The 19757-nt window shown below is 70.7% G+C and carries 19 protein-coding genes and 1 tRNA gene; 4 read left to right on the top strand and 16 right to left on the bottom strand.

Going from position 1 to position 19757, the window contains the following annotated elements; translation table 11 throughout:
* Window positions 1–355: 355 nt before the first annotated feature.
* Together C5708_RS02365 and C5708_RS02360 are read left to right on the top strand one after the other, a co-directional pair.
* On the top strand, window positions 356–856 hold the full coding sequence (locus C5708_RS02365) for an AprI/Inh family metalloprotease inhibitor (protein WP_242917437.1): 501 nt from the start codon (window positions 356–358) through the stop codon (window positions 854–856).
* Between the two features lie 79 nt (window positions 857–935).
* Window positions 936–1026 (top strand) — tRNA-Ser (locus C5708_RS02360).
* A gap of 263 nt (window positions 1027–1289) precedes the next feature.
* Here the strand turns inward: C5708_RS02360 and C5708_RS02355 are convergent.
* The 9 genes from C5708_RS02355 to C5708_RS02315 form a co-directional block, all read right to left on the bottom strand.
* Window positions 1290–2738 (bottom strand): efflux transporter outer membrane subunit, encoded by a 1449-nt coding sequence (locus C5708_RS02355; RefSeq protein WP_242917435.1) that lies wholly within the window; start codon window positions 2736–2738, stop codon window positions 1290–1292.
* A complete protein-coding gene (locus C5708_RS02350) occupies window positions 2735–3655 on the bottom strand; it encodes an efflux RND transporter periplasmic adaptor subunit (RefSeq protein ID WP_242917433.1) in 921 nt (306 codons plus the stop codon). The genes C5708_RS02355 and C5708_RS02350 overlap by 4 nt, the downstream gene beginning before the upstream one ends.
* 9 nt (window positions 3656–3664) lie before the next feature.
* Entirely contained in the window at window positions 3665–3874 is a 210-nt protein-coding gene (locus tag C5708_RS02345; RefSeq protein WP_242917431.1) for a DUF1656 domain-containing protein, read from the bottom strand.
* The gene (locus C5708_RS02340; protein ID WP_242917430.1) at window positions 3871–5910 is read right to left on the bottom strand and encodes an FUSC family protein; all 2040 of its coding nucleotides are present in this window, start codon (window positions 5908–5910) and stop codon (window positions 3871–3873) included. The genes C5708_RS02345 and C5708_RS02340 overlap by 4 nt, the downstream gene beginning before the upstream one ends.
* 7 nt (window positions 5911–5917) lie before the next feature.
* Window positions 5918–6334 (bottom strand): MarR family transcriptional regulator, encoded by a 417-nt coding sequence (locus C5708_RS02335; RefSeq protein WP_242917427.1) that lies wholly within the window; start codon window positions 6332–6334, stop codon window positions 5918–5920.
* Between the two features lie 100 nt (window positions 6335–6434).
* Window positions 6435–7463, bottom strand: coding sequence for a DUF2891 domain-containing protein (locus C5708_RS02330; protein ID WP_242917425.1), 1029 nt, complete (start codon window positions 7461–7463; stop codon window positions 6435–6437).
* Window positions 7444–8397, bottom strand: coding sequence for a DUF979 domain-containing protein (locus tag C5708_RS02325; protein ID WP_242917423.1), 954 nt, complete (start codon window positions 8395–8397; stop codon window positions 7444–7446). The genes C5708_RS02330 and C5708_RS02325 overlap by 20 nt, the downstream gene beginning before the upstream one ends.
* Window positions 8394–9086: a DUF969 domain-containing protein gene (locus tag C5708_RS02320; RefSeq protein WP_242917421.1), complete on the bottom strand. Its 693-nt coding sequence runs from the start codon at window positions 9084–9086 to the stop codon at window positions 8394–8396. The genes C5708_RS02325 and C5708_RS02320 overlap by 4 nt, the downstream gene beginning before the upstream one ends.
* 308 nt (window positions 9087–9394) lie before the next feature.
* Complete coding sequence (locus tag C5708_RS02315) at window positions 9395–9940, bottom strand: sigma-70 family RNA polymerase sigma factor (protein ID WP_242917419.1); 546 nt, start codon at window positions 9938–9940, stop codon at window positions 9395–9397.
* A 277-nt stretch (window positions 9941–10217) separates the two neighbouring features.
* On the opposite strand from C5708_RS02315, the gene C5708_RS02310 reads away from it, so the two are divergent.
* Window positions 10218–10886: a DUF1345 domain-containing protein gene (locus C5708_RS02310; protein WP_242917417.1), complete on the top strand. Its 669-nt coding sequence runs from the start codon at window positions 10218–10220 to the stop codon at window positions 10884–10886.
* Window positions 10887–10907: 21 nt separating this feature from the next.
* Here C5708_RS02310 and cysN read toward each other — a convergent pair whose 3' ends face one another.
* The 5 genes from cysN to C5708_RS02285 form a co-directional block, all read right to left on the bottom strand.
* Complete coding sequence (gene cysN, locus C5708_RS02305) at window positions 10908–12791, bottom strand: sulfate adenylyltransferase subunit CysN (protein ID WP_242917415.1); 1884 nt, start codon at window positions 12789–12791, stop codon at window positions 10908–10910.
* Window positions 12791–13738, bottom strand: a complete 948-nt coding sequence (cysD, locus tag C5708_RS02300) for a sulfate adenylyltransferase subunit CysD (protein ID WP_242917413.1) — start codon at window positions 13736–13738, stop codon at window positions 12791–12793. Before cysD ends, cysN begins: the two co-directional genes overlap by 1 nt.
* Before the next feature lie 122 nt (window positions 13739–13860).
* Window positions 13861–14613, bottom strand: coding sequence for an EF-hand domain-containing protein (locus tag C5708_RS02295; RefSeq protein WP_242917411.1), 753 nt, complete (start codon window positions 14611–14613; stop codon window positions 13861–13863).
* A 28-nt stretch (window positions 14614–14641) separates the two neighbouring features.
* Window positions 14642–16075 (bottom strand): HAMP domain-containing sensor histidine kinase, encoded by a 1434-nt coding sequence (locus C5708_RS02290; RefSeq protein ID WP_242917409.1) that lies wholly within the window; start codon window positions 16073–16075, stop codon window positions 14642–14644.
* Window positions 16072–16809, bottom strand: a complete 738-nt coding sequence (locus C5708_RS02285) for a response regulator (protein WP_242917407.1) — start codon at window positions 16807–16809, stop codon at window positions 16072–16074. Before C5708_RS02285 ends, C5708_RS02290 begins: the two co-directional genes overlap by 4 nt.
* Window positions 16810–16935: 126 nt before the next feature.
* Between C5708_RS02285 and C5708_RS02280 the strand changes: the two genes are divergently transcribed.
* Window positions 16936–17259 carry a heavy metal-binding domain-containing protein gene (locus C5708_RS02280; protein WP_242917405.1) on the top strand — a complete coding sequence of 108 codons (324 nt, stop codon included), beginning with the start codon at window positions 16936–16938 and terminating at the stop codon, window positions 17257–17259.
* On the opposite strand, the gene C5708_RS02275 is transcribed toward C5708_RS02280, so the two are convergent.
* Window positions 17256–17927: an MBL fold metallo-hydrolase gene (locus tag C5708_RS02275; protein WP_242917403.1), complete on the bottom strand. Its 672-nt coding sequence runs from the start codon at window positions 17925–17927 to the stop codon at window positions 17256–17258. The two genes, C5708_RS02280 and C5708_RS02275, sit on opposite strands and share 4 nt — an antisense overlap.
* 119 nt (window positions 17928–18046) lie before the next feature.
* A complete protein-coding gene (locus C5708_RS02270) occupies window positions 18047–19525 on the bottom strand; it encodes an amino acid permease (RefSeq protein ID WP_347566989.1) in 1479 nt (492 codons plus the stop codon).
* Window positions 19526–19757 lie beyond the last annotated feature (232 nt).

Genomic DNA, 19757 nt, shown 5'->3' with positions numbered 1-19757 from the left:
AAGGTCGAACAGGAGGGCAGAGTGCCAGCCCCGAGTGTGCTTGCCGTTAATACACAAGGTGAAGAGAAGTTTATCAAATGCGCCGATCCGGCAGGTCGAAAGACTGGTCGGAATAGGTGAAGGCGCCCCGTCAAGCGAGTTGGTCAATGCATTTCGCCCCCCACGCGACCATTTTTCCCTGAGGGGCGAGTTTCCAACTCTTCCATTTTAATCCTGTTTCAGGGAACGGGCGGCGGGCATGGTCAGGTTTTCGGCATGGGGCGCCGCGGGCTGCGCGGGCGTCGGTCTCGGGGCGATGGTTTCGGCGGGGGCCTGGGGCCAGACGCCGCCGAACAATACCCAGAGTTCGACGAATATGACCATCTCGCCTTTGCTCAATCAGAGCCAGACCCAGTCGCAGTCCCAAGGGGCCAGCGAGTTCATGACCACGGGACTGGGCTACGCCGTCCCGCCCGTGACCGAGCCGAGAACAGCCGCCGCGACCCCAGGCGACGTCGAGAAATCCAGCCTTGGCTGGGCTCCGGTCGACGCCGGGCACGGGTTCGGCGGCATGGCGCTCGCGCGCAACGACGAGATCGGCGCCGCGTCGGGGCGCTGGCGGATGGGCAAGCGCGGCGCATGGTCGCGTTGCGCGCTCTACCTGTTCGGCGACCAGACGGGCGCGGTCCAGCGCGCCGCCGTCGGGCGCGGCTGTCCAGCCGGCCTGGGCGAGGTGGCGGGCTGGGAGCTGATCTCGGGCGAGATCAGGCTGTTCACCGTCGCCGGCGCGACGGCGGCGCGCCTGCGCCCGACCGATCCCGACCGTTGGCAGGGCGCCCGCACGATGGACGGCGCGGCGGTGGACATCATCCGCTGACGGCGGCCGTGGACGAAAGCGTCAGATAAGCGTCACGCCATTGCGCCCGCCGCGCGAAGCAGCTAAGCAGCCCTTCGCCGGAGACGTGGCCGAGTGGCTGAAGGCAACGGTTTGCTAAATCGTCATACCTCTAAAGGGTATCGAGGGTTCGAATCCCTCCGTCTCCGCCAACAATCCCGAATGATATAAGGCGCTTTGTCTTCCAGAACATTCAGCGCGTCGAGGCTGTCCTCGGGCCGTAGATGGGCGTAGCGGCTGACTGTGATGCTTATGTCGCTGTGTCCAGCCCAGACCATGACCTTGTGGATCGACATGGCCGGATCACGAGCGAGCTTCGTCAGGCAGGTGTGGCGGTCACCGCCTTATTGCGACGCTTCTGGACCAACACACCGAGGACCTCATCTTGGTCCAGCGGCGTCCACCGCCGCGTCTCCTAACCTTTAGTCGCTCCGGCTTGCCCGCCGCCGCTCCAGCCGCCGCCCAGCGCCAGGAACAGGTTGACCTGATCCAGCGACAGACGGGCGTCCGACGCCGCCAGGGCGCTTTCGGCGGCGGCGAGGGACCGCTCGGCGTCCAGGCCGCTGAGATAGGGGCTGCGCCCGGCCGTGTAGAGCCGCCGGGCCTGATCGGCCGCCTGGGCCGCTTCGTCGCGCGCGGCCTTGAGCGCGGCGTGACGGTCGAGGTCGTGCGCATAGAGGGTCAGGCCGGTCTCGGTTTCGCGCAGGGCGTTGAGCACGACGCCGTCGAAGCGGGCGAGGGCGGCCTTCTGGCCGGCCTCGGCCTCGGCGATCCGCGCCCGCTCGCCGCCGCCGGGGAAGGTCCACGAGATCAACGGCCCGAAGCTCCAGCGCTGGGTGGCGGGTTGGCCGATGTCGGCCAGCAGGCCGGTGGCCCCAGCCGACAGGCCGAGGCTGACGCTGGGATAGAGGGCGGCCACCGCGACGCCGATGCGGGCCGTGGAGCCGGCGAGGACGCGTTCGGCCTGCCGCACGTCGGGGCGGCGCTTCAACAGGCCGGCGCCGTCGCCGACGGGGATCGGGCCGCTCGGGGCGGGCGGGCGCGAGCAGGCCGCCACGCTCTTGGGAAACTCGGCCGGCGGCTTGCCGGTGAGAACGGCCAGCTTGTAGAGGGCGGCGCGGCGCTGGGCTTCGAAGACCGGCGGCTCGGCGCGCAGCTGGTCGGCCTGGGCCTTGGCCCGGAGCACGTCGATGGGCGCGCCCCGTCCGGCCCGCTCCATCCGTTCGGCGACCGAGACGGCGCGTTGCTGCAGGTCGAGCAGGCGCCCGGCGGCGGCGGCCTGTTCGCCGGCCGAGCAGGCCTCGACATAGGCGCGAGCCGTCTCGGCGGCGGTCGTCACGCGAGCCGCCTCCAGCGCGGCCTGGCTGGCGTCGGCGTCGGCCTTCGCCGCCTCGGCCGCGCGGCGCAACCGGCCGAACAGGTCGATCTGGTAGGAGACCTTGAAGCCCGCGTCGGCCAGGTTTTCGGCGGGAAGCGCGTGCGGCAGCAGGAACGACTCGCCCGACGCCTGGTCGCGGGCCGCCGTGGCGGATAGGCCGCCCTGCGGCTCGCCGGCCGCGACGGTCTCCCTGACGGCGGCCTGCGCCCGCTCCAGGTTGGCCGCGGCGACGCGCAGGTCGGCGTTGGCGGCCAGGGCCTGCTCGACCAGGCCGTCGAGGACCGGGTCGTCGTAGAGCCGCCACCAGTCGTCAGGAACCGGAGCCTGGTTGACCGCGGCGAAATCGGCACCGACGAAGGCCGCCTTGGCGGCCGGCGCGTTGACCACGGCCCCTTCGGGCAGGCGATAGTTCGGACCGACCGCGGCGCAGGCGGCGGTGAGGGCCGCCGCGCCCGCGACGGCCAGCAGGCGGCGAAGGGCGCTCATCGGCCGATGCCCCCGGCCTGGGCGGCCTCGGCGGCGCGCCGGCCGTCGCCCGGGCCGCCGACGATCGCGACCGTGGCCGTGCGCCCGGCGATCATGCGCAGGTCGTTCGGCGTCTCGTCGAGGGCGATGCGCACCGGGACGCGCTGGGCCAGCCGCACCCAGCTGAAGGTCGGGTTGACGTTGGGCAGCAGGTTGGCGCCGCTGGTGCGTTCGCGGTCCTCGATGCCGGCGCTGATGCTCTGGACGTGGCCGCGAAGGGGACGCCCGTCGCCCATGATCCGTATACTGACTTGTTGGCCTATGGCCACGCCCTTCAGCTTGGTCTCCTCGAAATAGCCTTCGACATGGAACGAGGCGACGTCGACCAGGGCCATCACCGGCTTGCCCGCCGTGACATAGTCGCCGGCCCGCAGCGGCAGGTCGCTGAGATAGCCGTCCATCGGCGCGACGACGACGGTGCGTTGCAGGTTCAGCGCGGCGAGGTCGCGGCTGGTTTCGGCCTGGGCGAGGGCGGCGGCGGCCTGTTCGACCCGGGCGCGGCTCTGTTCGGCGGTCTCCTGGGCGACGAGGTCGCCGAGGGCGCGGTTGCGGGCGGCCTCGCGGCGCGCCTGGTCGAGCGCCGCGCCCTGGGCGGCGACGGCGGCCTGGGCCTGCCGCAGGGCGATGGCGTAGCGGGCGCGGTCGACATGGAACAGCACCTGGCCACGCTTGACCGGCTGGTTGTCGGCCACCGCCACGTCGGTGACCAGGCCCGAGACGTCCGGGGCGATCTGCACGACGTCGGCGCGGACGCGGCCGTCGCGGGTCCACGGCTCGACCTGATAGCGCCGCCACAGCTTGCTTCCCGCGAAGACGGCGGCGGCGACGAAGGCCAGGGTGACGGCGATGCGCAGGGCGTTGGTGAGATAGGTCTTCATGGCGATCGATCAGGAAAGGAGGGGCAGGGGGAGGCAGACCACGAGGCCCCAGAGGATGACGAACAGCGCCACGTCGAAGAGGGCGGGGTGCCAGACGAAGCGATAGGCGCCCAGGCGCGAGAGCGCCTTGCGCAGCAGGAAGGAGCCGGCGAAGGCGATCAGGGCCGAGACCAGCACGGATGAGAGCAGCACGCCCTGGACGTCGAATTCTCGGATCATGGGGTCGGCTCCGGGGCGTCGGCCCGATAGGCCGGGGCGTCGGGGAACAGGTTGCGGCGCAGGCCGATCAGGCCGCTGACGCCGCCGAGCCTTTCCGGGGAGGGCGGCCGCCGGACGGCCTGCCGCAGGGTCTCGTCGAGGGCGTCGAGCGTCGGCGGCGGGGGCTGGCGTCGTCCGGGCCGGGCCGCCAGGCCGGCGAAATGGTCGCCGACGGCGGCGAGCAGGCGGCCGGCGGGATCGGCGGCCGCGCCCAGGCTTGGGCGGGCCCGCTGGATGGCCATCAGGTTCATGCCGATGCGCAGGTCGCGCAGGGCGTCGACGCCGACGAGGTCGCCCCGGCCGCCGCCGGCGGCGAGCTTTGGCGTCAGCAGGCCGAGACGGTCGACCAGGATGTCGGCGAACGCCGCCGGCGTCGGCACGTCGTTGCGCCGCGTCTGCCTGGCCAGGTTGCGCCAGGTCTGGCGCAGCAGGCGGCGGGCCGAGGCGTCGACGCTCATCGAGCGCATCAGCCGGGTGACGCCGATGGCGGCGAACAGGCCGACGAACTGCGCGAGGTTGGCGTTGAGGAAGCCGGCGAAATCGGCGTTGAACGTCTCCTGCAGGGCCAAGGCGTTGCAGAAGCCCATCAGCACCGCCATGGCCGAACCGGCGTGGCGCGGGCTGGCGACGAACACGCCCAGGGCCAGCAAGGTGGGGGCCAGGACCATGGCCAGCATGGGAAAGCCGTCGATCCGGGGCAGGACGGCGAACTGGTAGGCGGCGGCTATCGGCAACGACACCAGGGTGAACAGGCCGAAATTGGCGATGGCCGGGGCCGGATCGTCCTGGGAGGCGAAGAAGCAGCAGAACACCGCCGCCATCACCGCCGCCGCCGCGCCGTCGGGCCAGCCGGTCCCGATCCAGGCGGCGCAGACGCCGAACACCGCCACGGCGGCGGCGAGGCCGGACAGGGCGGCCAGGCCGTAGTCGCGGTGCAGGCGGCGCTTGGCCGCGACGTCCGGCGCGGCGGCCAGGGGCGCCGGAAGGGGGGAGCGTTCGCGGATGTGGCCCAGCGCCGCGCGGGCGTCGCGCAGGCGCTCGACGACGTCGTGGAGCCGGGCGGTCAGGCTGACCTCGAGCAGGGCGGGCCAGGCCGCGTCGGGGGAGAGCGCGTCGGCCCGAGCCCGCAGCCGCGCCAGCAGGGGAGCGGCTTCGTCCCAGCCGGAACCGGCGCCGATCCAGGCGGCGGCCTCGTCGATCAGGGCTGCGGTCTCCGGCCCCGGCTCGCGGCCCTCGGCCCGCAAGGCGGCCAGCCGGTCGGAAAGGCCCGACAGGGCCGGCACCAGCAGCAGCATGCGTTCGTGCAGGACGCGGACGGCGGCCGTGGTCTCGCGCAGGCGCGAGGTGTCGAAGGGCAGGTGGGTCGACAGCAGGTGGATGTCGGTGGCGGCGCCCGCCAGCTGGCGGCGGTCGCGATCGACCTCGCCGTCGGGACGCCGCGTCAGCAGGTCGAGCGCCCAGCGGTCGGCGTCGTCGAGCCATGTCCCGATCCGCGCCGACAACACCGCGCCGACCGGGCGCGGAAACACCAGGCTGTGGATCAGGCCGGCGCAGAGGATGCCCAGGGTGATCTCCACCGTCCGGGCCACGGCGGCGTCGAACACGCCGGCCGGCGCGCCGACGCTGGGAAAGCCGATGATCGCCGCGGTGTAGCCGGCCAGCATCAGCACGTAGCTGCGCGGCGTGCGGTCCAGCAGCGACACCGCCAGGCAGCCGCCGACCCAGATCGCCAGGGCCAGGCTGAGCAGGAGCGGGGAGTTGACCAGGTTGGGGACCAGGGCCACCGCCGCCGCGGCGCCGAGCAGGGTGCCGGCCACCCGGTAGACGGCCTTGGAGCGGACCGCGCCGGACAGGGGCTGGCTGACGATATAGGCCGTGGTCATCGCCCAGTAGGGACGCGGCAGGCCCAGGCTGAAGCCGATGAACAGGGCCAGCATGGCGGCGGCGAAGCTGTTGGCCGAGAACAGCGCCGCCGCGCGGTCGATCTTGATCTTCATGGGCGGGTCAGGCGGGGCCTGCTCCCGTGGCCGTCTCCAGCGCGTCGAACACCCTGATCGCGGCCTCGAGGTCGGCGTCGGAGACCTCCCTAAGCAGCCGGCTGCGCAATTGTTGCAGGGCGTCCTCGATGATCGCGACCATGGCGCGGCCGTCGTCGGTGAGGTGGAGAAGCTTGGCGCGGCCGTCGGCGGGATCGTCGCGGCGCTCCATCAGGCCGGCGGCGCAGAGTTGGTCGAGCAGCCGGACAAGCGAGGGGCCTTCCAGGCCCATGTCCTCGGCCAGCACGCCCTGGCGCACGCCTTCGCCCAGACGGCTGACGTGCAGGACCGGCATGGCCTTGGCGTCGGACAGGCCATGCTCGGCCAGGGCGTGGTTGATCTCACGCCGGTAGATCCGCGCCAGGCGCGTAAAACCGCGCGTCACGCCGGCCTCGCGAAGAATCCGATCCTCATCCATAAAAGATAGGTAGCAAACTATCTAAAATATGCAAGGCCTCCCGTCGGCGAATTTCGAGGGCGCGGGGTCAGGTGAGGGCGAGCAGCGCGAAACTGGCCAGCCAGTGCTCGCCCATATAGTCGCCGGCGACGTGGGGCAGGCTGGCGTCGAGGTGGACCCTGGCCGCCTCGAAGCCGATCCCCCGCAAGGCCGATCCGGCGGGCGCGGCCTCGGCCAGACCGCGCCAGCACCAGGCCCGGCTGAGGTTGAGGCCGTCGAGATGGGCGATCTTGCCGTCCGAACGGTCGCTGACCGTGGCGGGCTGGAACAGGGTCTGCGGCTGCCTGGCCTCAAGGCGCGGCAAGAAGCGGCCGAACCACTCGGCGAAGTCGTCGGCCGGAAGGGCTGCGCGCATGCACTCGGCCTCGACCAACGCCGGCGAGAGGAAGTCGTCGCCGCTCGGCTCCCAGGCCTGGCAGTCGACGTCGGCGGCGTACCATTCCCGGGCCTTGGCGCTCAACAGGGCGTCCAGGCCGGCGTCTCCGGCGGCGCGGGCGTATTCCATGCCCAGGCGCAGGCCGAAGGCGGTGTTGGTGTGGGCGCCGGCCCGCACGGGATAGGTCGCCTTGGGCAGGAACGCCTTGAACCGGTCGGCGAAGGCTTCGGCCAGCGGGGCCAGGGTCTCCGACCAGCCGGCGAATTCGGGCGCGTCGCCACGCCGCAGCTCGGCCGCCAGCATCAGCAGCCAGGCCCAGCCGTACGGGCGCTCGAAGCCCCGGCTGGCGGGCCGATCGAGATAGGCGGTCTCGACCGCCACCTTGGCGGGGGTGAAGGCCTCGTCGAACAGGGCGCGGACGGCGCCGGCCTCGGCCATGTCCGGCCGCAGCCGCAGCAGGCGGGCCAGCAGCCAGTAGCCGTGCACGCACGAGTGCCAATCGTAGCTGCCGAAGAAGACCGGATGCAGGGCGCGGGGCGTCAGGGCGTCCTGCGGGCCGTCCATGACGTGGTCCAGCTTGTTCGGGAACTCCCGCCCGACGTGGCCCAGCGCGATGGCGGCGAACCGTCCGGCGGTCTCGACGGTGAGGACGGGAAAACGCTCAGTGGAAGGCGAGGACATACATCAATCCGATATTGACGAGCAGGAGCAGCAACGCGGTCGGCGTCTGGACCCGGATGACCGTGTTGCGGTCTTTCAGCTCCAGCAGCGCGGCGGGCACGATGTTGAAATTGGCGGCCATCGGCGTCATCAGCGTTCCGCAAAATCCCGACAACATGCCGATAGCGCCCATGACGGCGGGGTCGCCGCCGAACTTGCCGACGATCAGCGGCAGGCCGATGGCCGCCGTCATCACCGGGAAGGCCGCGAAGCCGTTCCCCATGATCACGGTGAACAGGGCCATGCCGACGGCGTAGGCGCAGACGGCGGCGAGGCGGGTGTCCAGCGGCAGCCACTGCACGGTGAGGTCGCCGACGATGCGGCCGACGCCGGCCATGGCGAACACCGCGCCCAGGGCGGCCAGCATCTGCGGCAGCATGGCCGCCCAGCCCACGGCGTCCATCAGCCGGGCGGCCTCGCGAACCGGCGCGGCGGGCGGGGCCTTGAGCATCGGCAGGGCGACGGCGAGCGCCAGCAGCACGCCGAGGGCCAGCGAGATCAGCGTCGCCTGCTTGGGCTCCAGCAGCGGGGTCCCGCCCCACTGAACCTGCTTGAGGAATAGCGAGCCGAGCAGGGCGACGACGGGGATGATCACCGCCGGGATGAACAGCCGGTCGCCATGGCGGCGCGCGCCTTCGCGGCGCTCTTCCGGCGAGGTGGTGGCGATGCTGCCGCGCCCCAGGCCGCCGAAGCCGGCCAGCGCGGCGAGGGCCAGGGCGACCAGGCCGTTGGCGAAGTCGCCGAGGCGGGCGCCGAACAGGAAGCTGGCCGCCACCAGGGCCCAGAACAGGGCGGTCTTGAACCGCTTGGAATTCGACCGGTCGCGCAGGTTCAGGATCGAGATGGCCGCGAACATCAGCCCGGCCAGGGCGTAGACATGCTCCAGGCGGATCATTCGGCCTTCTCCGCCGGACCCTGCGCCGCCAGCGTCCGCGCCAGCCGGCGATCGAGCAGCAGCAGCCGCGCGCCGTGGATGAACAGGGCGGCGACGGCGGTGGGTATGGCCCAGACCGACAGGTGCAGGGGTTCGACCATGACGCCGCTATGTTCGAGCACGCCGCGGATCAGCAGGATCGAGGACATGGCGATGAAGATGTCCTCGCCGAAGAACACGCCGATGTTGTCGGCCGCCGCGGCGTTGGCCCTGATCAGTTCGCGGGCTCTCGCGGGCAGGGGGCCGTGACGGTTCTCGGCGGCGGCCTCGGCCATCGGCGCGATCAGGGGGCGCACCATCTGGGCGTGCCCGCCCAGGGAGTTGAGCCCGAAGGCGGCGGTGACCTGCCGCAGGAACAGATAGAGCAGCAGCAGGCGGCCCGTGGTCGCGGCCTGCACCTTGCCGATCAGGTGCTTGGCCCGTTCCTGCAGGCCGGCGCGCTCCAGCAGGCCGATGACCGGGACGACCAGCCAGACCAAGCCGACATAGCGGTTCTCGTTGAAGGCCTTGCCGAAGGCCGAGACCACCTCCACCGGCGTCATCCCGGCGGCCAGGCCGGTGGCCAGCACGGCGGCGGCGACCACCAGCAACGGATTGACGCGGGCCACGAAGCCCGCGACCACGACGGCGACGCCGATCAGCGGCCACATCCCAGAATCCCCTCGCCCTGTTTTGCTGGAAGGCTAGGCCAAGCGGCGGGCCGACGCCAACGCCTTGAAACCTCGTCCGCGGTTTCGACGTCGCCCGCCGCGCGAACCGGCTTGCAAACCTCGATGGAGGCGCGACAGTGAGCGCAAGGACTCACGGGCTTGGGCATGGCCAAGGGCGCACGCGGGATCGGTAGTTCCAGGGACAGGGGCGCCAGGGCCGACCGGCGTCTGAAGGCGATGTTCGATACTGTCGCCGAAACGCCGGCTCCCGATCACCTCATAGACCTGGCCGACCAGTTGGAGGACGCCTATCGCCGCGAACGGGCGGGCGACGAGCCGGCCTCGGAATCCTGAGAAGACACGGCCGGTTCCTCCAGGGCCTGTTTCAACCGGTTGCGGGCGCGGTTGACCCGGCTCTTGATCGTGCCGAGGGCGCAGCCGCAGACCTCCGCCGCTTCCTCGTAGGTCAGGCCGGCGCCGCCGACCAGCACCAGCGCCTCGCGGTGCTCGTCGGGCAGCCGGGCCAGGGCCTCGCGCAGGTCCTGCAGCTCCAGCCGCCATTCCTGGCCCGGTTCGGCGCTCAGGCCGGCGGCGTGCAGGCCGTCGTGGTCGCCCACCTCCCGCCGCCGCCGCGCCGCCGAGGTGTAGAAGGTGTTGCGCAGGATGGTGAACAGCCAGGCGCGCAGGTTGCTGCCATCCTCGAACCGGTCGCGGTTGATCCAGGCCTTGGCCAGGGTCTCCTGCACCAGGTCGTCGGCGTCGGCGGCGTTGTGCGACAACGACCAGGCGAAGGCCCGCAGGGTGGGGATCAGGGCTACAACGTCGTCGCGCCATCGTCGGCCGGAGGCGTCCATCCGTCTGCTCCTAGCGTGCGGACCGGGCGCGGCGGTCGTGGGGCCGGTCGTCGCCTGGCTCGCCCGGAAACGGCGCCGGCGGTGGAATCTCCTCGGGCTCGGGCGGGGCTTCGGGCGGCGTTTCGGGCGCGGGCGGATCCGGCGGTTCGGGATCGGGCATGGCGACGCCTATGAGGTGAGGACGAAGAGTCAAACCCGCGCGGCGGCGAACTGGTTTCCTTGAAAACCTGGAATCGGGAATCGGCGTTAGATGGCCGGGCAAATCGGAGGCCGAGACATGCGCATGCTCACGCCGGTCAAGCTGCACTGGCGGCTGATCGTCGGCCTCGCGGCCGGGGTGGCGATCTGGGGCGCGGCGCCCCTGTTCGGCGCGCCGCCCGCGGCGCGGTTCCTGATCGGCTGGATCGGGGGCGCCTTGATCTACCTCGCGGTCTGCTGGCGGCTGTTCCTGACCGACGACGGCCAGGTCCTGCGACGAAGGGCGGCGGCCGAGGATGAGCCGCCCCTGGCCCTGCTCGGCATCGTGCTGGCGGCGGTCGCGGCCGGTCTGGTCGGCATCGTGCTGCTGCTGGGCGCGGCCCACAGGGCGGGCGAGGCGGCGCGGGCGCCGGCGGCGGGCCTGGCAGGGGCGGCCCTAGTGGTGTCATGGCTGGTGCTGCAGACGGTGTTCGTCCTGCACTACGCCCACCGGCACTTCGGCGACCGCAACCGGGACGGCGCGATCAACGGCGGGTTCGAGTTTCCCGGCGAGCCGGCGCGCACCTATATGGACTTCGTCTATCTGTCGATCTGCATCGGGGCGACCTTCCAGGTGTCGGACACCAATGTCCTGACCGCGCGGCTGCGCAACCTGATCACCGCCCACGCCGCCGTGGCCTACATCTACAACACCGCCGTGCTGGCCCTGGGGATCAACATCATCGCCGGCCTGATCGGCGGCGGGTGAGGCGCCATCGGAGCGGGGAGGCTAGAGCACGCCCCGCGCCGTCAGGTCCTCGATCACCGCCGCCGCCGCCTCGGCCGGCGTCGCCTCGGCGGTGGACAGGGTCAGCTCGGCCGCGTCCGGCGCCTCGTACGGCGAGTTGACGCCGGTGAAGTGGGCGATCTGCCCGGCCTTGGCCTTGGCGTACAGCCCCTTGGGATCGCGCGCCATGCAGGTCTCCAGCGGGGTGTCGACAAAGACCTCGATGAACTCGTCCTGGCCGAACAGCTCGCGCACCATGCGGCGCTCAGCCCGGAACGGCGAGATGAACGAGCACAGCACCACCAGGCCCGCCTCGACGAACAGCTTGGCCACCTCGCCGACGCGGCGGATGTTCTCGACCCGGTCCTCGTCGGTGAAGCCCAGGTCGCGGTTCAGTCCGTGGCGGACATTGTCGCCGTCGAGCAGGAAGGTGCGCACGCCGCGGTCGTGCAGTTCGCGCTCGACCAGGTTGGCGATGGTCGACTTGCCCGAGCCCGACAGGCCAGTGAACCACAACACCGCCGGCTTGTGGCCGTTCAGAGCCTCGCGTTCGGGGCGGCTGACCATCAGGTCCTGGCGGTGGATGTTGGCGGCCCGGCGCAGGCCGAAGCTGATCATCCCCGCGCCGACCGTGGCGTTGGTGTAGCGGTCGATCAGGATGAAGGCGCCGGTCTCGCGGTTGTCGGCATAGGCGTCGAACGCCACCGGCGTCGCCGTCGACAGGTTGCAGAAGCCGATCTCGTTCAGGGCCAGGGTCTTGCCGGCCAGATGCTCGAGCGTGTCGACGTCGACCTTGTGCTTCAGCGCGGTGATCTTGACCGGCGTATAGCTCGTGCCGATCCGCATCAGATAGGGGCGGCCGGGCAGCAGGGCCTCCTCGGCCATCCACAGCACGTGGGCGGCGAACTGGTCGGCGACCTCGGGCCGCTCGGTCGGCGGGACCAGCACGTCGCCGCGCGCCACGTCGACCTCGTCGGCCAGGGTCAGGGTCACGGCGTCGCCGGCGCGGGCCTCGGCAAGGTCGCCGTCGGCGGTGACGATGCGTTCGACGCGGGTCTGCTTGCCGGAGGCGGCGACGACGATGGGATCGCCGGCCTTGATCGCGCCCGAGGCGATGGTGCCCGCGAAGCCCCGGAAGTCGAGGTTGGGCCGGTTGACCCATTGCACGGGGAAACGGAACGGCTTGGCGGCCGCGTCGCTCTCGACGTCGATGGTCTCCAGATGCTCGACCAGGGTCGGTCCCTGATACCAGCCGGTCTGGGGCGAGCGGACGGTGACGTTGTCGCCGAACCGGGCCGACAGCGGGATCGGCGTGATCGACGCAAAGCCGAGCTTGTCGGCGAAGGCCTGGTACTCGGCGACGATGCGGGCGAAGGCGGCCTGGTCGTAGTCCAGCAGGTCGATCTTGTTCACCGCCACGACCACGTGGCGCACGCCCAGCAGCGAACAGATGTAGCTGTGCCGCTTGGTCTGGGTCAGCACGCCCTTGCGCGCGTCGATCAGGATGATGGCCAGGTCGGCGTTCGAGGCGCCGGTGGCCATGTTGCGGGTGTACTGCTCATGGCCGGGGGTGTCGGCGACGATGAACGAGCGGCGCGCCGTGGCGAAGAAGCGGTAGGCGACGTCGATGGTGATGCCTTGCTGGCGCTCGGCCTCCAGGCCGTCGACCAGCAGGGCCAGGTCGATGTCCTCGCCCGTGGTGCCATGCTTCTTGGAGTCGCGCTCCAGGGCGGCGAGGTGGTCGTCGAAGATCTGCTTCGATTCGTAGAGCAGTCGGCCGATCAGGGTCGACTTGCCGTCGTCGACCGAGCCGCAGGTCAGGAAGCGCAGCAGGCTCTTGCCGTCGGCGTCAGCCTGGAAGTCGGAGGCGCGGGGCGCGTCGTCCATCAGAAATAGCCCTCGCGCTTCTTCTTCTCCATCGAGGCGGACTCGTCGCTGTCGATCAGGCGGCCCTGGCGCTCGGAGGTGCGGCTGGCGCGCATCTCGGCGATGATGTCGTCCAGGGTGGCGGCCTGGGATTCCACGGCGGCGCTGAGCGGGTAGCAGCCCAGCGAGCGGAACCGCACCCAGCGGGTCTCCTCGACCTCGCCCGGCAGCAGCGGCATGCGGTCGTCGTCGCGCAGGATCAAAAGGCCGTCGCGCTCCACGACGGGGCGCGGCGCGGCCAGATACAGCGGCACGATCGGAATGGCCTCGGCGCGGGTGTATTCCCAGATGTCGAGCTCGGTCCAGTTGGACAGCGGGAAGACGCGGATGGTCTCGCCCTTGTTGACCCGGGTGTTGTACAGCCGCCAGAGCTCGGGCCGCTGGTTGCGCGGGTCCCAGACGTGGCCGGCCGAGCGGAACGAGAAGATGCGTTCCTTGGCGCGGCTCTTTTCCTCGTCGCGGCGGGCGCCGCCGAAGGCCGCGTCGAAGCCGTAGCGGTCGAGGGCCTGTTTCAGCCCTTCGGTCTTCATCACCTGGGTGTGCAGCGAGGAGCCGGAGGCGATCGGGTTGACGCCCCGCGCCAGGCCTTCCTCGTTGATGTGGACCAGCAGCTTGATCCCGTAGCGCTCGGCCACCGTGTCGCGGTGGCGGATCATGTCGGCGAACTTCCAGGTGGTGTCGACGTGCAGCAGCGGGAAGGGCGGCTTGCCCGGATAGAACGCCTTGGCGGCGAGGTGCAGCATGACGCCGGAATCCTTGCCGATCGAATAGAGCATCACCGGGTTGTCGAAGGCGGCGGCGACCTCGCGGATGATCTCGATCGATTCCGCTTCCAACCGTTTCAGGTGCGCTGAAAGCGGCCGCCGGTCGGCGTCCGGCGAAAGGGTTTGGAACGTGGTTCTGTTCACTGGCGCGGTCATGCCCAACGGCCTATGCGAAACGGCCTCGCGCCATTCCGGTCAGGCTGTCGCAATACATACACAGGCCGGCCGGCGCAGCGCATCTTATCTTACGCGGTTGATAGAGAACCTTATCGGCCGCCGTCGCTCCGCCTGTCGCGTCCGGCTTTGTCGCGTCCGTCCCTGGCGCGCTCGGCCAGCTGCTGCGCCGGCGTCTTCGGCAGGTCGGCCAGGGTCAGGCGGCCGTCGCCCTTCTTGTCGAGAAGCTGGAAGCGTTGCCGGGTGGCGGCCAGCCATTCGGCCCGGGTGATCCTCTGGTCGAAATTGGCGTCCGCCGCCCGCACCGGCTCGGGCTCGTTGAGCAGGCTGTAGGGCGCTGCGCCCTGCAGCCGTCCGAGGCCGCCGGCCTGGGCGCGGTCGCCGCCGCCCTTCCAGAAGCCGCCGCCCCGGCCGCTGCGGCCGCGTTCGGCCTTGGGCGGGGCGTCCTCCTCGTCGTCGCGGGCGATGCGCGGAATGATCTCCGGCGCGACCTTCTGCTCGTAGTCGGACGTCTCGAAGCCGTCGATGACGCCGTCGTGGTCGGTGTCCAGCTTGTCGAAGAAGGCCATGGCGTCGGCCTTGAACTCCTCGAAGGTCAGCACGCCGTCGTGGTCGGCGTCGGCGCGCTGGAACCACTGGACCACGGGATAGGGCTGGTCCATGGGCGCGCGGAAGGGCTCGCCGCTGGGGCTGATGAACACCTGTTCGCGCGCCGGGCGACGGCGATCGCCCTGATGGCCGGCGTCGCGGCCGTCTTCGCCGGGCGCCGGCGCGGGCTGGGCCGACGCCGCGCCGCCGCAGGCCAGGGCGGCGCAGACGCCGGCGAGCATCAAAGGGCGGATCATGGGCGCGCCGTCTCCAACAGGTCGGTCGTCATAGGGGCAGGTGGACGCGGGCGGTCAAGCCGCCCCCGGCGCGGTTGCGCAGCTCGGCGTCGCCGCCATGGGCCCGGGCGATGGAGCGGACCACCGCCAGGCCGAGGCCGATCCCCCCGGTCTCGCGCGAGCGGGAGGGCTCGCGACGGTAGAACGGCTCGAAGACGCGCTCCAGCTGCTCGTCCGGCACGCCCGGACCATGGTCGTCGATCTCGACGACGGCCGAGCCGTCCTCGACGAACACCCGCGCCCGCGCCGATCCGCCGAACTTGACGGCGTTGTCGAGCAGGTTCGAGAACAGCCGGCGCAGGCCGAGCGGATCGCCCTCGATCACCACCTTCTCGGCGCTGTCCATGGCCGCGTCGGCCCCGGTCTCGGCCATTTCGTCGGTCAGGCTCTCCAGCAGGGACGAAAGCTCAAGGCGGGTGCGCTCGCCCGGCCGGGTGGCGTCGCGGACGAAGGACAGGGTGGCGGCGACCATCGCCTCCATCTGGTCGATGTCCTCGCTCATCTTGGCCCGCACCTCTTCGGGAACGGCCTCGATGCGGAAGCGCAGGCGGGTCAGCGGGGTGCGCAGGTCGTGGGCGATGGCCCCGATCATGGCCGTGCGGTCCTCGACATAGCGGCGCAGCCGCTCCTGCATGTCGTTGAAGGCGCTGACCGCCACGCCGACCTCGGCCGGCCCGCGGATGGACAGCGGCGGCGAGCGCGGGTCGCGGCCCAGGCGCTCGGCGGCCTCGGCGAACAGGGCGATCGGCGCGGTCAGGCGGCGGACGAAGAGATAGACCACCGGCGCCAGGGCGACGACGGCCAAGGCCAGCCACAGCAACGTCCGCAGCTGCCAGGGGTCCGGCGCCAGCGACGGCTTGGGCTCGACGATGGTCCAGCGGCCGTCGTCGCGACGGACGCCGACCTTGAAGGGGGAGACCAGGATGCGCTCGCCGCGAAACTCGGCCGGCCGGCGCGCGCGCTGGGCGCGGGACCAGCCGCGATCGCCGGGCGGCGACGCGGCGGCGGCGGACCCGGCCGGGCGGTCGCCCTCGGGACCGCCCGGCGGCGGCGGGCGGCGCTCGGGGAACAGGCGGACGCGGTGGGCGACCACCACCACCCGGTCGGGCGCGACGCCGGCGCTCTCGGCGAAGTCGTGGGCCATCGAGCGCGCGCGGCGGTCGGCGGGATCGATGGTCGGGGGCTTGTCGGCGACCCGCAGCACCAGCGGCCGGCCGTCGCGGGCGACGACCGAGCCGCCGTGATAGGCCTGGACCACCTCGCTGAGCCGGTAGAAGTCCGGCGTCGGCGGCGGCAGGGCGAGGATGATCCAGATGTTGAGCAGCGTGGCCGCGACCAGGCTGAGGATGATCAGCGCCAGGACCTGGGCGAACAGGGGGGCGGTCTTCGGCCGCAGCCGATTGACGCGCGGGGCTTCGCTCACGTGCGCGTCACCTTGGCCGTGAACATGTAGCCTTCGTTGCGGATGGTGCGGATCAGCTCCTGGCCGCCGGCGCCGTCCTCCAGCTTTTTGCGCAGGCGGCTGATCTGCACGTCGATGGCCCGGTCATAGGCCTCGGTGTCGGGGCCGCGGGCGAAATCGAGCAGCTGGTCGCGGGTCAGCACCCGTTGCGGCCGTTCGACGAAGGCGCGCAGCAGCGAGAACTCGCCGCTCGACAGGTTGACCACCACGCCCTGCGGCGTGCGCAGCTCGCGGCGCACCAGGTCCAGCCGCCAGCCGGCGAACTCGACCCCGGCGCCCAGGGCGCCTTCGCCGCCGCGCGGTTCCTGGCGGCGGCGCAGCACCGCCCGGATGCGGGCCAGCAGCTCGCGCGGATTGCAGGGCTTGGGCAGGTAGTCGTCGGCGCCGAGCTCGAGGCCGACGATGCGGTCGGTCTCCTCGCCCATGGCCGAGAGCATGATGATCGCCGGGCCCTCCGGGCGGGCCAGCCGCCGGCAGATGGCCAGACCGTCTTCGCCCGGCAGCATGATGTCGAGGACCAAGAGGTCCACGGGGCCCTGGTTCAGCACGCGCTCCATGCCGGCCGCGTCGGCGGCGGTCTCGACCGTGTAGCCGTGCTTGATCAGGAAGTCGGAGACGACATCCCGGATGCCGGGGTCGTCGTCCACCATCAGAATGCGGGCGCTCCGCTGCGCGCCGATGTCCATGTCGTCCATACCGTCTTGTGTCAGCGCCGGATGGCCGGCCGATTTCAGACTCGTAACACGGACGCTACTGGAGGAAACGCGGCGCAACAGGTCAAATGCGGCGCACCCTCCAATTTGGATGAAGGACAATCGTCAATGCTCGTCTCCACCACCAACGATCTGCCGGGCTATCGCGTCGTCCGGCATATCGGCGTCGTCCGCGGCATCACGGTCCGCTCGCGCAGCGTCCTCGGCAATTTCGCCGGCGGCGTTCAGAGCCTGTTCGGCGGCAAGCTGTCGGTCTTCGTGAACTTGGCGGAGCAGGCGCGCCAGGAGGCCTATGAGCACCTCATCCAGCACGCCCAGGAACAGGGCGCCAACGCCGTCATCGCCATGCGCTACGACGCCAACGAGATCATGGAGGGCATCACCGAGGTCCTGGCCTACGGCACCGCCGTGGTGGTCGAGCCGGCGGCCTAGACCTCCATCGATTCGACGGCGAGGTCCGAGACGTAGGGGTTCGACTTCCGTTCGGCCCCGAACGTCGACATCGGGCCATGGCCAGGCACGAACTGGACCTCGCCGCCTAACGGCCAGAGCTTGCCGGTGATCGAGGCGATCAGGTCGTCGAAGTTCCCGCGCGGGAAATCGGTGCGGCCGATCGAGCCCTTGAACAGCACGTCGCCAACCTGGGCGAAACGCGCCTGGCGATGAAAGAACACCACGTGTCCGGGCGTGTGGCCTGGGCAGTGGACCACCTCGAACTCGGTCTCGCCCAGGGTGACGACGTCGCCGTCGCCCAGCCAGCGGTCGGGCGTGAAGCTGCGGGCGTCCGGCATGCCCCAGCGCGCGCCGTTGACGCCGATGTCGTCGATCCAGAACTGATCGTCGGGATGCGGGCCCTCGATCGGGACGCCCGTAGCCTCCTGCAAGGCCGCCGCGCCGCCGGCGTGGTCGAGGTGGCCGTGGGTGATCCAGATCTTCTCCAGCGTCAGGTCCTGGTCGGCCAGGGCCTTGAGCAGGCGGGGAACCTCGCCGCCGGGATCGATGATCGCCGCCTTGTTGGTCTTGGCGCACCAGACGATCGTGCAGTTCTGCTGCAAGGGCGTGACCGGCGCGATCAGCGCCTTGATGGGAGAAGCGTCCACGGCGTTTCCTTGGAATGGCCGCGCATGATCGGCGTTCAGGAGCCGCTAGAAAAGGCCCGAAAAGAAAAAAGCCCGGGCGCGAGGCCCGGGCTTCGATCTCGCCTTGCGACGGACGGGTGCTACTTCTCGACCCCGTGGGCGATGGCGTCCACCGGCCCTTGTCCGACCTCCAGGATGTCCAGGCCCTTGGCCAGGCGCGAGTTCCACAGGCCGTAGCTCAGATAGATCACCGCGCCGATGGCCAGGTACGAGCACAGCAGGATCGCCGGGATGGCGTCGCCGTGGGTGGCCTTGATGATGATGTCGGCGATCAGCGGATAGGCCAGCACGCCGCAGGCCAGGATGCCGAGCACCGGCACGACGCCGATCCAGGCCTTGCCGATCCAGAAGCCGCCGCCGGGCACCTTGAACGGACGCTCCAGGTCCGGACGCTGGCTGCGCAGGTACATGACGCTGATGCAGACGATGGCGAAGGCCGTGGCGGTGCCCAGGCTGACGAGGTCGCCCAGGATGGTGATCGGCAGCAGGCCGGCGGCGACGGCGATGGCCGAGCCGAGCAGCAGGGTGCCGATCCAGGGGGTGCGGAACTTCTTGTGCAGCCGGGCGAAGACGCTGGGCAGCAGGCCGTCGCGGGCCATGGCGAAGAACACCCGGGTCTGGCCGTAGGTCAGGATCAGCATCACCGAGGACAGGCCGGCGATGGCGCCGATCTTGATCAGCTTGGCGAACCAGGGAAGGTGCATGGCGTCGACGGCCACGGCGATGGGCTCGGGCACGCCGAGCTGCTTGAACGGCACCACGCCGGTCAGCACGGCGGCGACGGCCATGTAGATCAGGGTGCAGACCACCAGCGAGCCGAGTATGCCGACGGGGATGTCCCGTTGCGGGTTCTTGGCCTCGGCGGCGGCGGTGGATACCGCCTCGAAGCCGACATAGGCGAAGAAGATCACCGAGGCGGCGCGGAAGACCCCGGGCAATCCGTAGGTGAAGCCGCCCTGGTTGGGCGGGATGAAGGGGTGCCAGTTGGCGGTGTTGATGTAGAAGACCCCGAAGCCGAGGAACAGCAGCAGGATGCCGACCTTCACCAGCACGATGACGTTGTTGACGGTCGCCGATTCCGAGACGCCGATGACCAGCAGCCCGGTGACCAGCAGGATGCCCGCCGCGCCGACCAGGTTGAAGCTGTGGCTGGTGACGAACTGCAGCGAGCCGTCCGGCTGGGCGACCGACTGGATGAACGAAGTCGACAGGTGGGGCGGGATGATGATCCCGACGTCCTTGAGCAGGCTGGTGGCGTAGCCGGTCCAGCCCGCCGCCACCGTGGCCGCCGCGACGCCGTATTCCAGCACCAGCAGCCAGCCCATCACCCAGGCGAACACCTCGCCGAGGGTGGTGTAGGAATAGGTGTAGGCCGAGCCGGCGACCGGCATGGTCGAGGACAGCTCGGCGTAGCACAGGCCGGCGAGGGCGCAGGCGACGCCCGCGATCACGAAGGAGAGCATGACGCCCGGTCCGGCGAAGTTCGCCGCGGCGTTGCCGGTCATGACGTAGATGCCGGCGCCGATGATGCAGCCGATGCCTAGGAACACGAGGTTCACAGGCCCCAGGGTCCGCTTCAGCGCGTGAGTATTGGCCTCGCGCTGAATTTGATCGACGGATTTCTTTATAAAGAGCCTGTTTCCGCGCCTAGCGCTGTTTTCGGCCATTGGGGTTCCCCCTAAAGCGCATGACGCCCCCGGACGCTGCGCGTGTGGTTACTGTGGCGCGGGACGTTAGTGAGACGCGCGGCGCGGCGCAACGCTTTCGCGATCATCGCGAGGAGCCCTGCAA

This window comes from Caulobacter sp. CCUG 60055 (genome assembly GCF_022750545.1).
In the GTDB taxonomy this organism is placed as follows: Bacteria; Pseudomonadota; Alphaproteobacteria; order Caulobacterales; family Caulobacteraceae; genus PUIC01.
The sequence above is the reverse complement of the archived record's forward strand: the minus strand, read 5'-3'. Positions and strand labels throughout refer to the sequence as shown.

Coding starts and splice junctions, on each gene's coding strand:
- C5708_RS02325 (WP_242917423.1), bottom strand. CDS start 8,397: ATGATCCGCCTGGAGCATGTCTACGCCCTGGCCGGGCTGATGTTCGCG.
- C5708_RS02315 (WP_242917419.1), bottom strand. CDS start 9,940: ATGGACGCCTCCGGCCGACGATGGCGCGACGACGTTGTAGCCCTGATC.
- C5708_RS02330 (WP_242917425.1), bottom strand. CDS start 7,463: ATGTCCTCGCCTTCCACTGAGCGTTTTCCCGTCCTCACCGTCGAGACC.
- C5708_RS02280 (WP_242917405.1), top strand. CDS start 16,936: ATGCTCGTCTCCACCACCAACGATCTGCCGGGCTATCGCGTCGTCCGG.
- C5708_RS02340 (WP_242917430.1), bottom strand. CDS start 5,910: ATGAAGATCAAGATCGACCGCGCGGCGGCGCTGTTCTCGGCCAACAGC.
- C5708_RS02350 (WP_242917433.1), bottom strand. CDS start 3,655: ATGAAGACCTATCTCACCAACGCCCTGCGCATCGCCGTCACCCTGGCC.
- C5708_RS02310 (WP_242917417.1), top strand. CDS start 10,218: ATGCGCATGCTCACGCCGGTCAAGCTGCACTGGCGGCTGATCGTCGGC.
- cysN (WP_242917415.1), bottom strand. CDS start 12,791: ATGGACGACGCGCCCCGCGCCTCCGACTTCCAGGCTGACGCCGACGGC.
- C5708_RS02355 (WP_242917435.1), bottom strand. CDS start 2,738: ATGAGCGCCCTTCGCCGCCTGCTGGCCGTCGCGGGCGCGGCGGCCCTC.
- C5708_RS02345 (WP_242917431.1), bottom strand. CDS start 3,874: ATGATCCGAGAATTCGACGTCCAGGGCGTGCTGCTCTCATCCGTGCTG.
- C5708_RS02365 (WP_242917437.1), top strand. CDS start 356: ATGACCATCTCGCCTTTGCTCAATCAGAGCCAGACCCAGTCGCAGTCC.
- C5708_RS02285 (WP_242917407.1), bottom strand. CDS start 16,809: ATGGACGACATGGACATCGGCGCGCAGCGGAGCGCCCGCATTCTGATG.
- C5708_RS02320 (WP_242917421.1), bottom strand. CDS start 9,086: ATGTGGCCGCTGATCGGCGTCGCCGTCGTGGTCGCGGGCTTCGTGGCC.
- C5708_RS02295 (WP_242917411.1), bottom strand. CDS start 14,613: ATGATCCGCCCTTTGATGCTCGCCGGCGTCTGCGCCGCCCTGGCCTGC.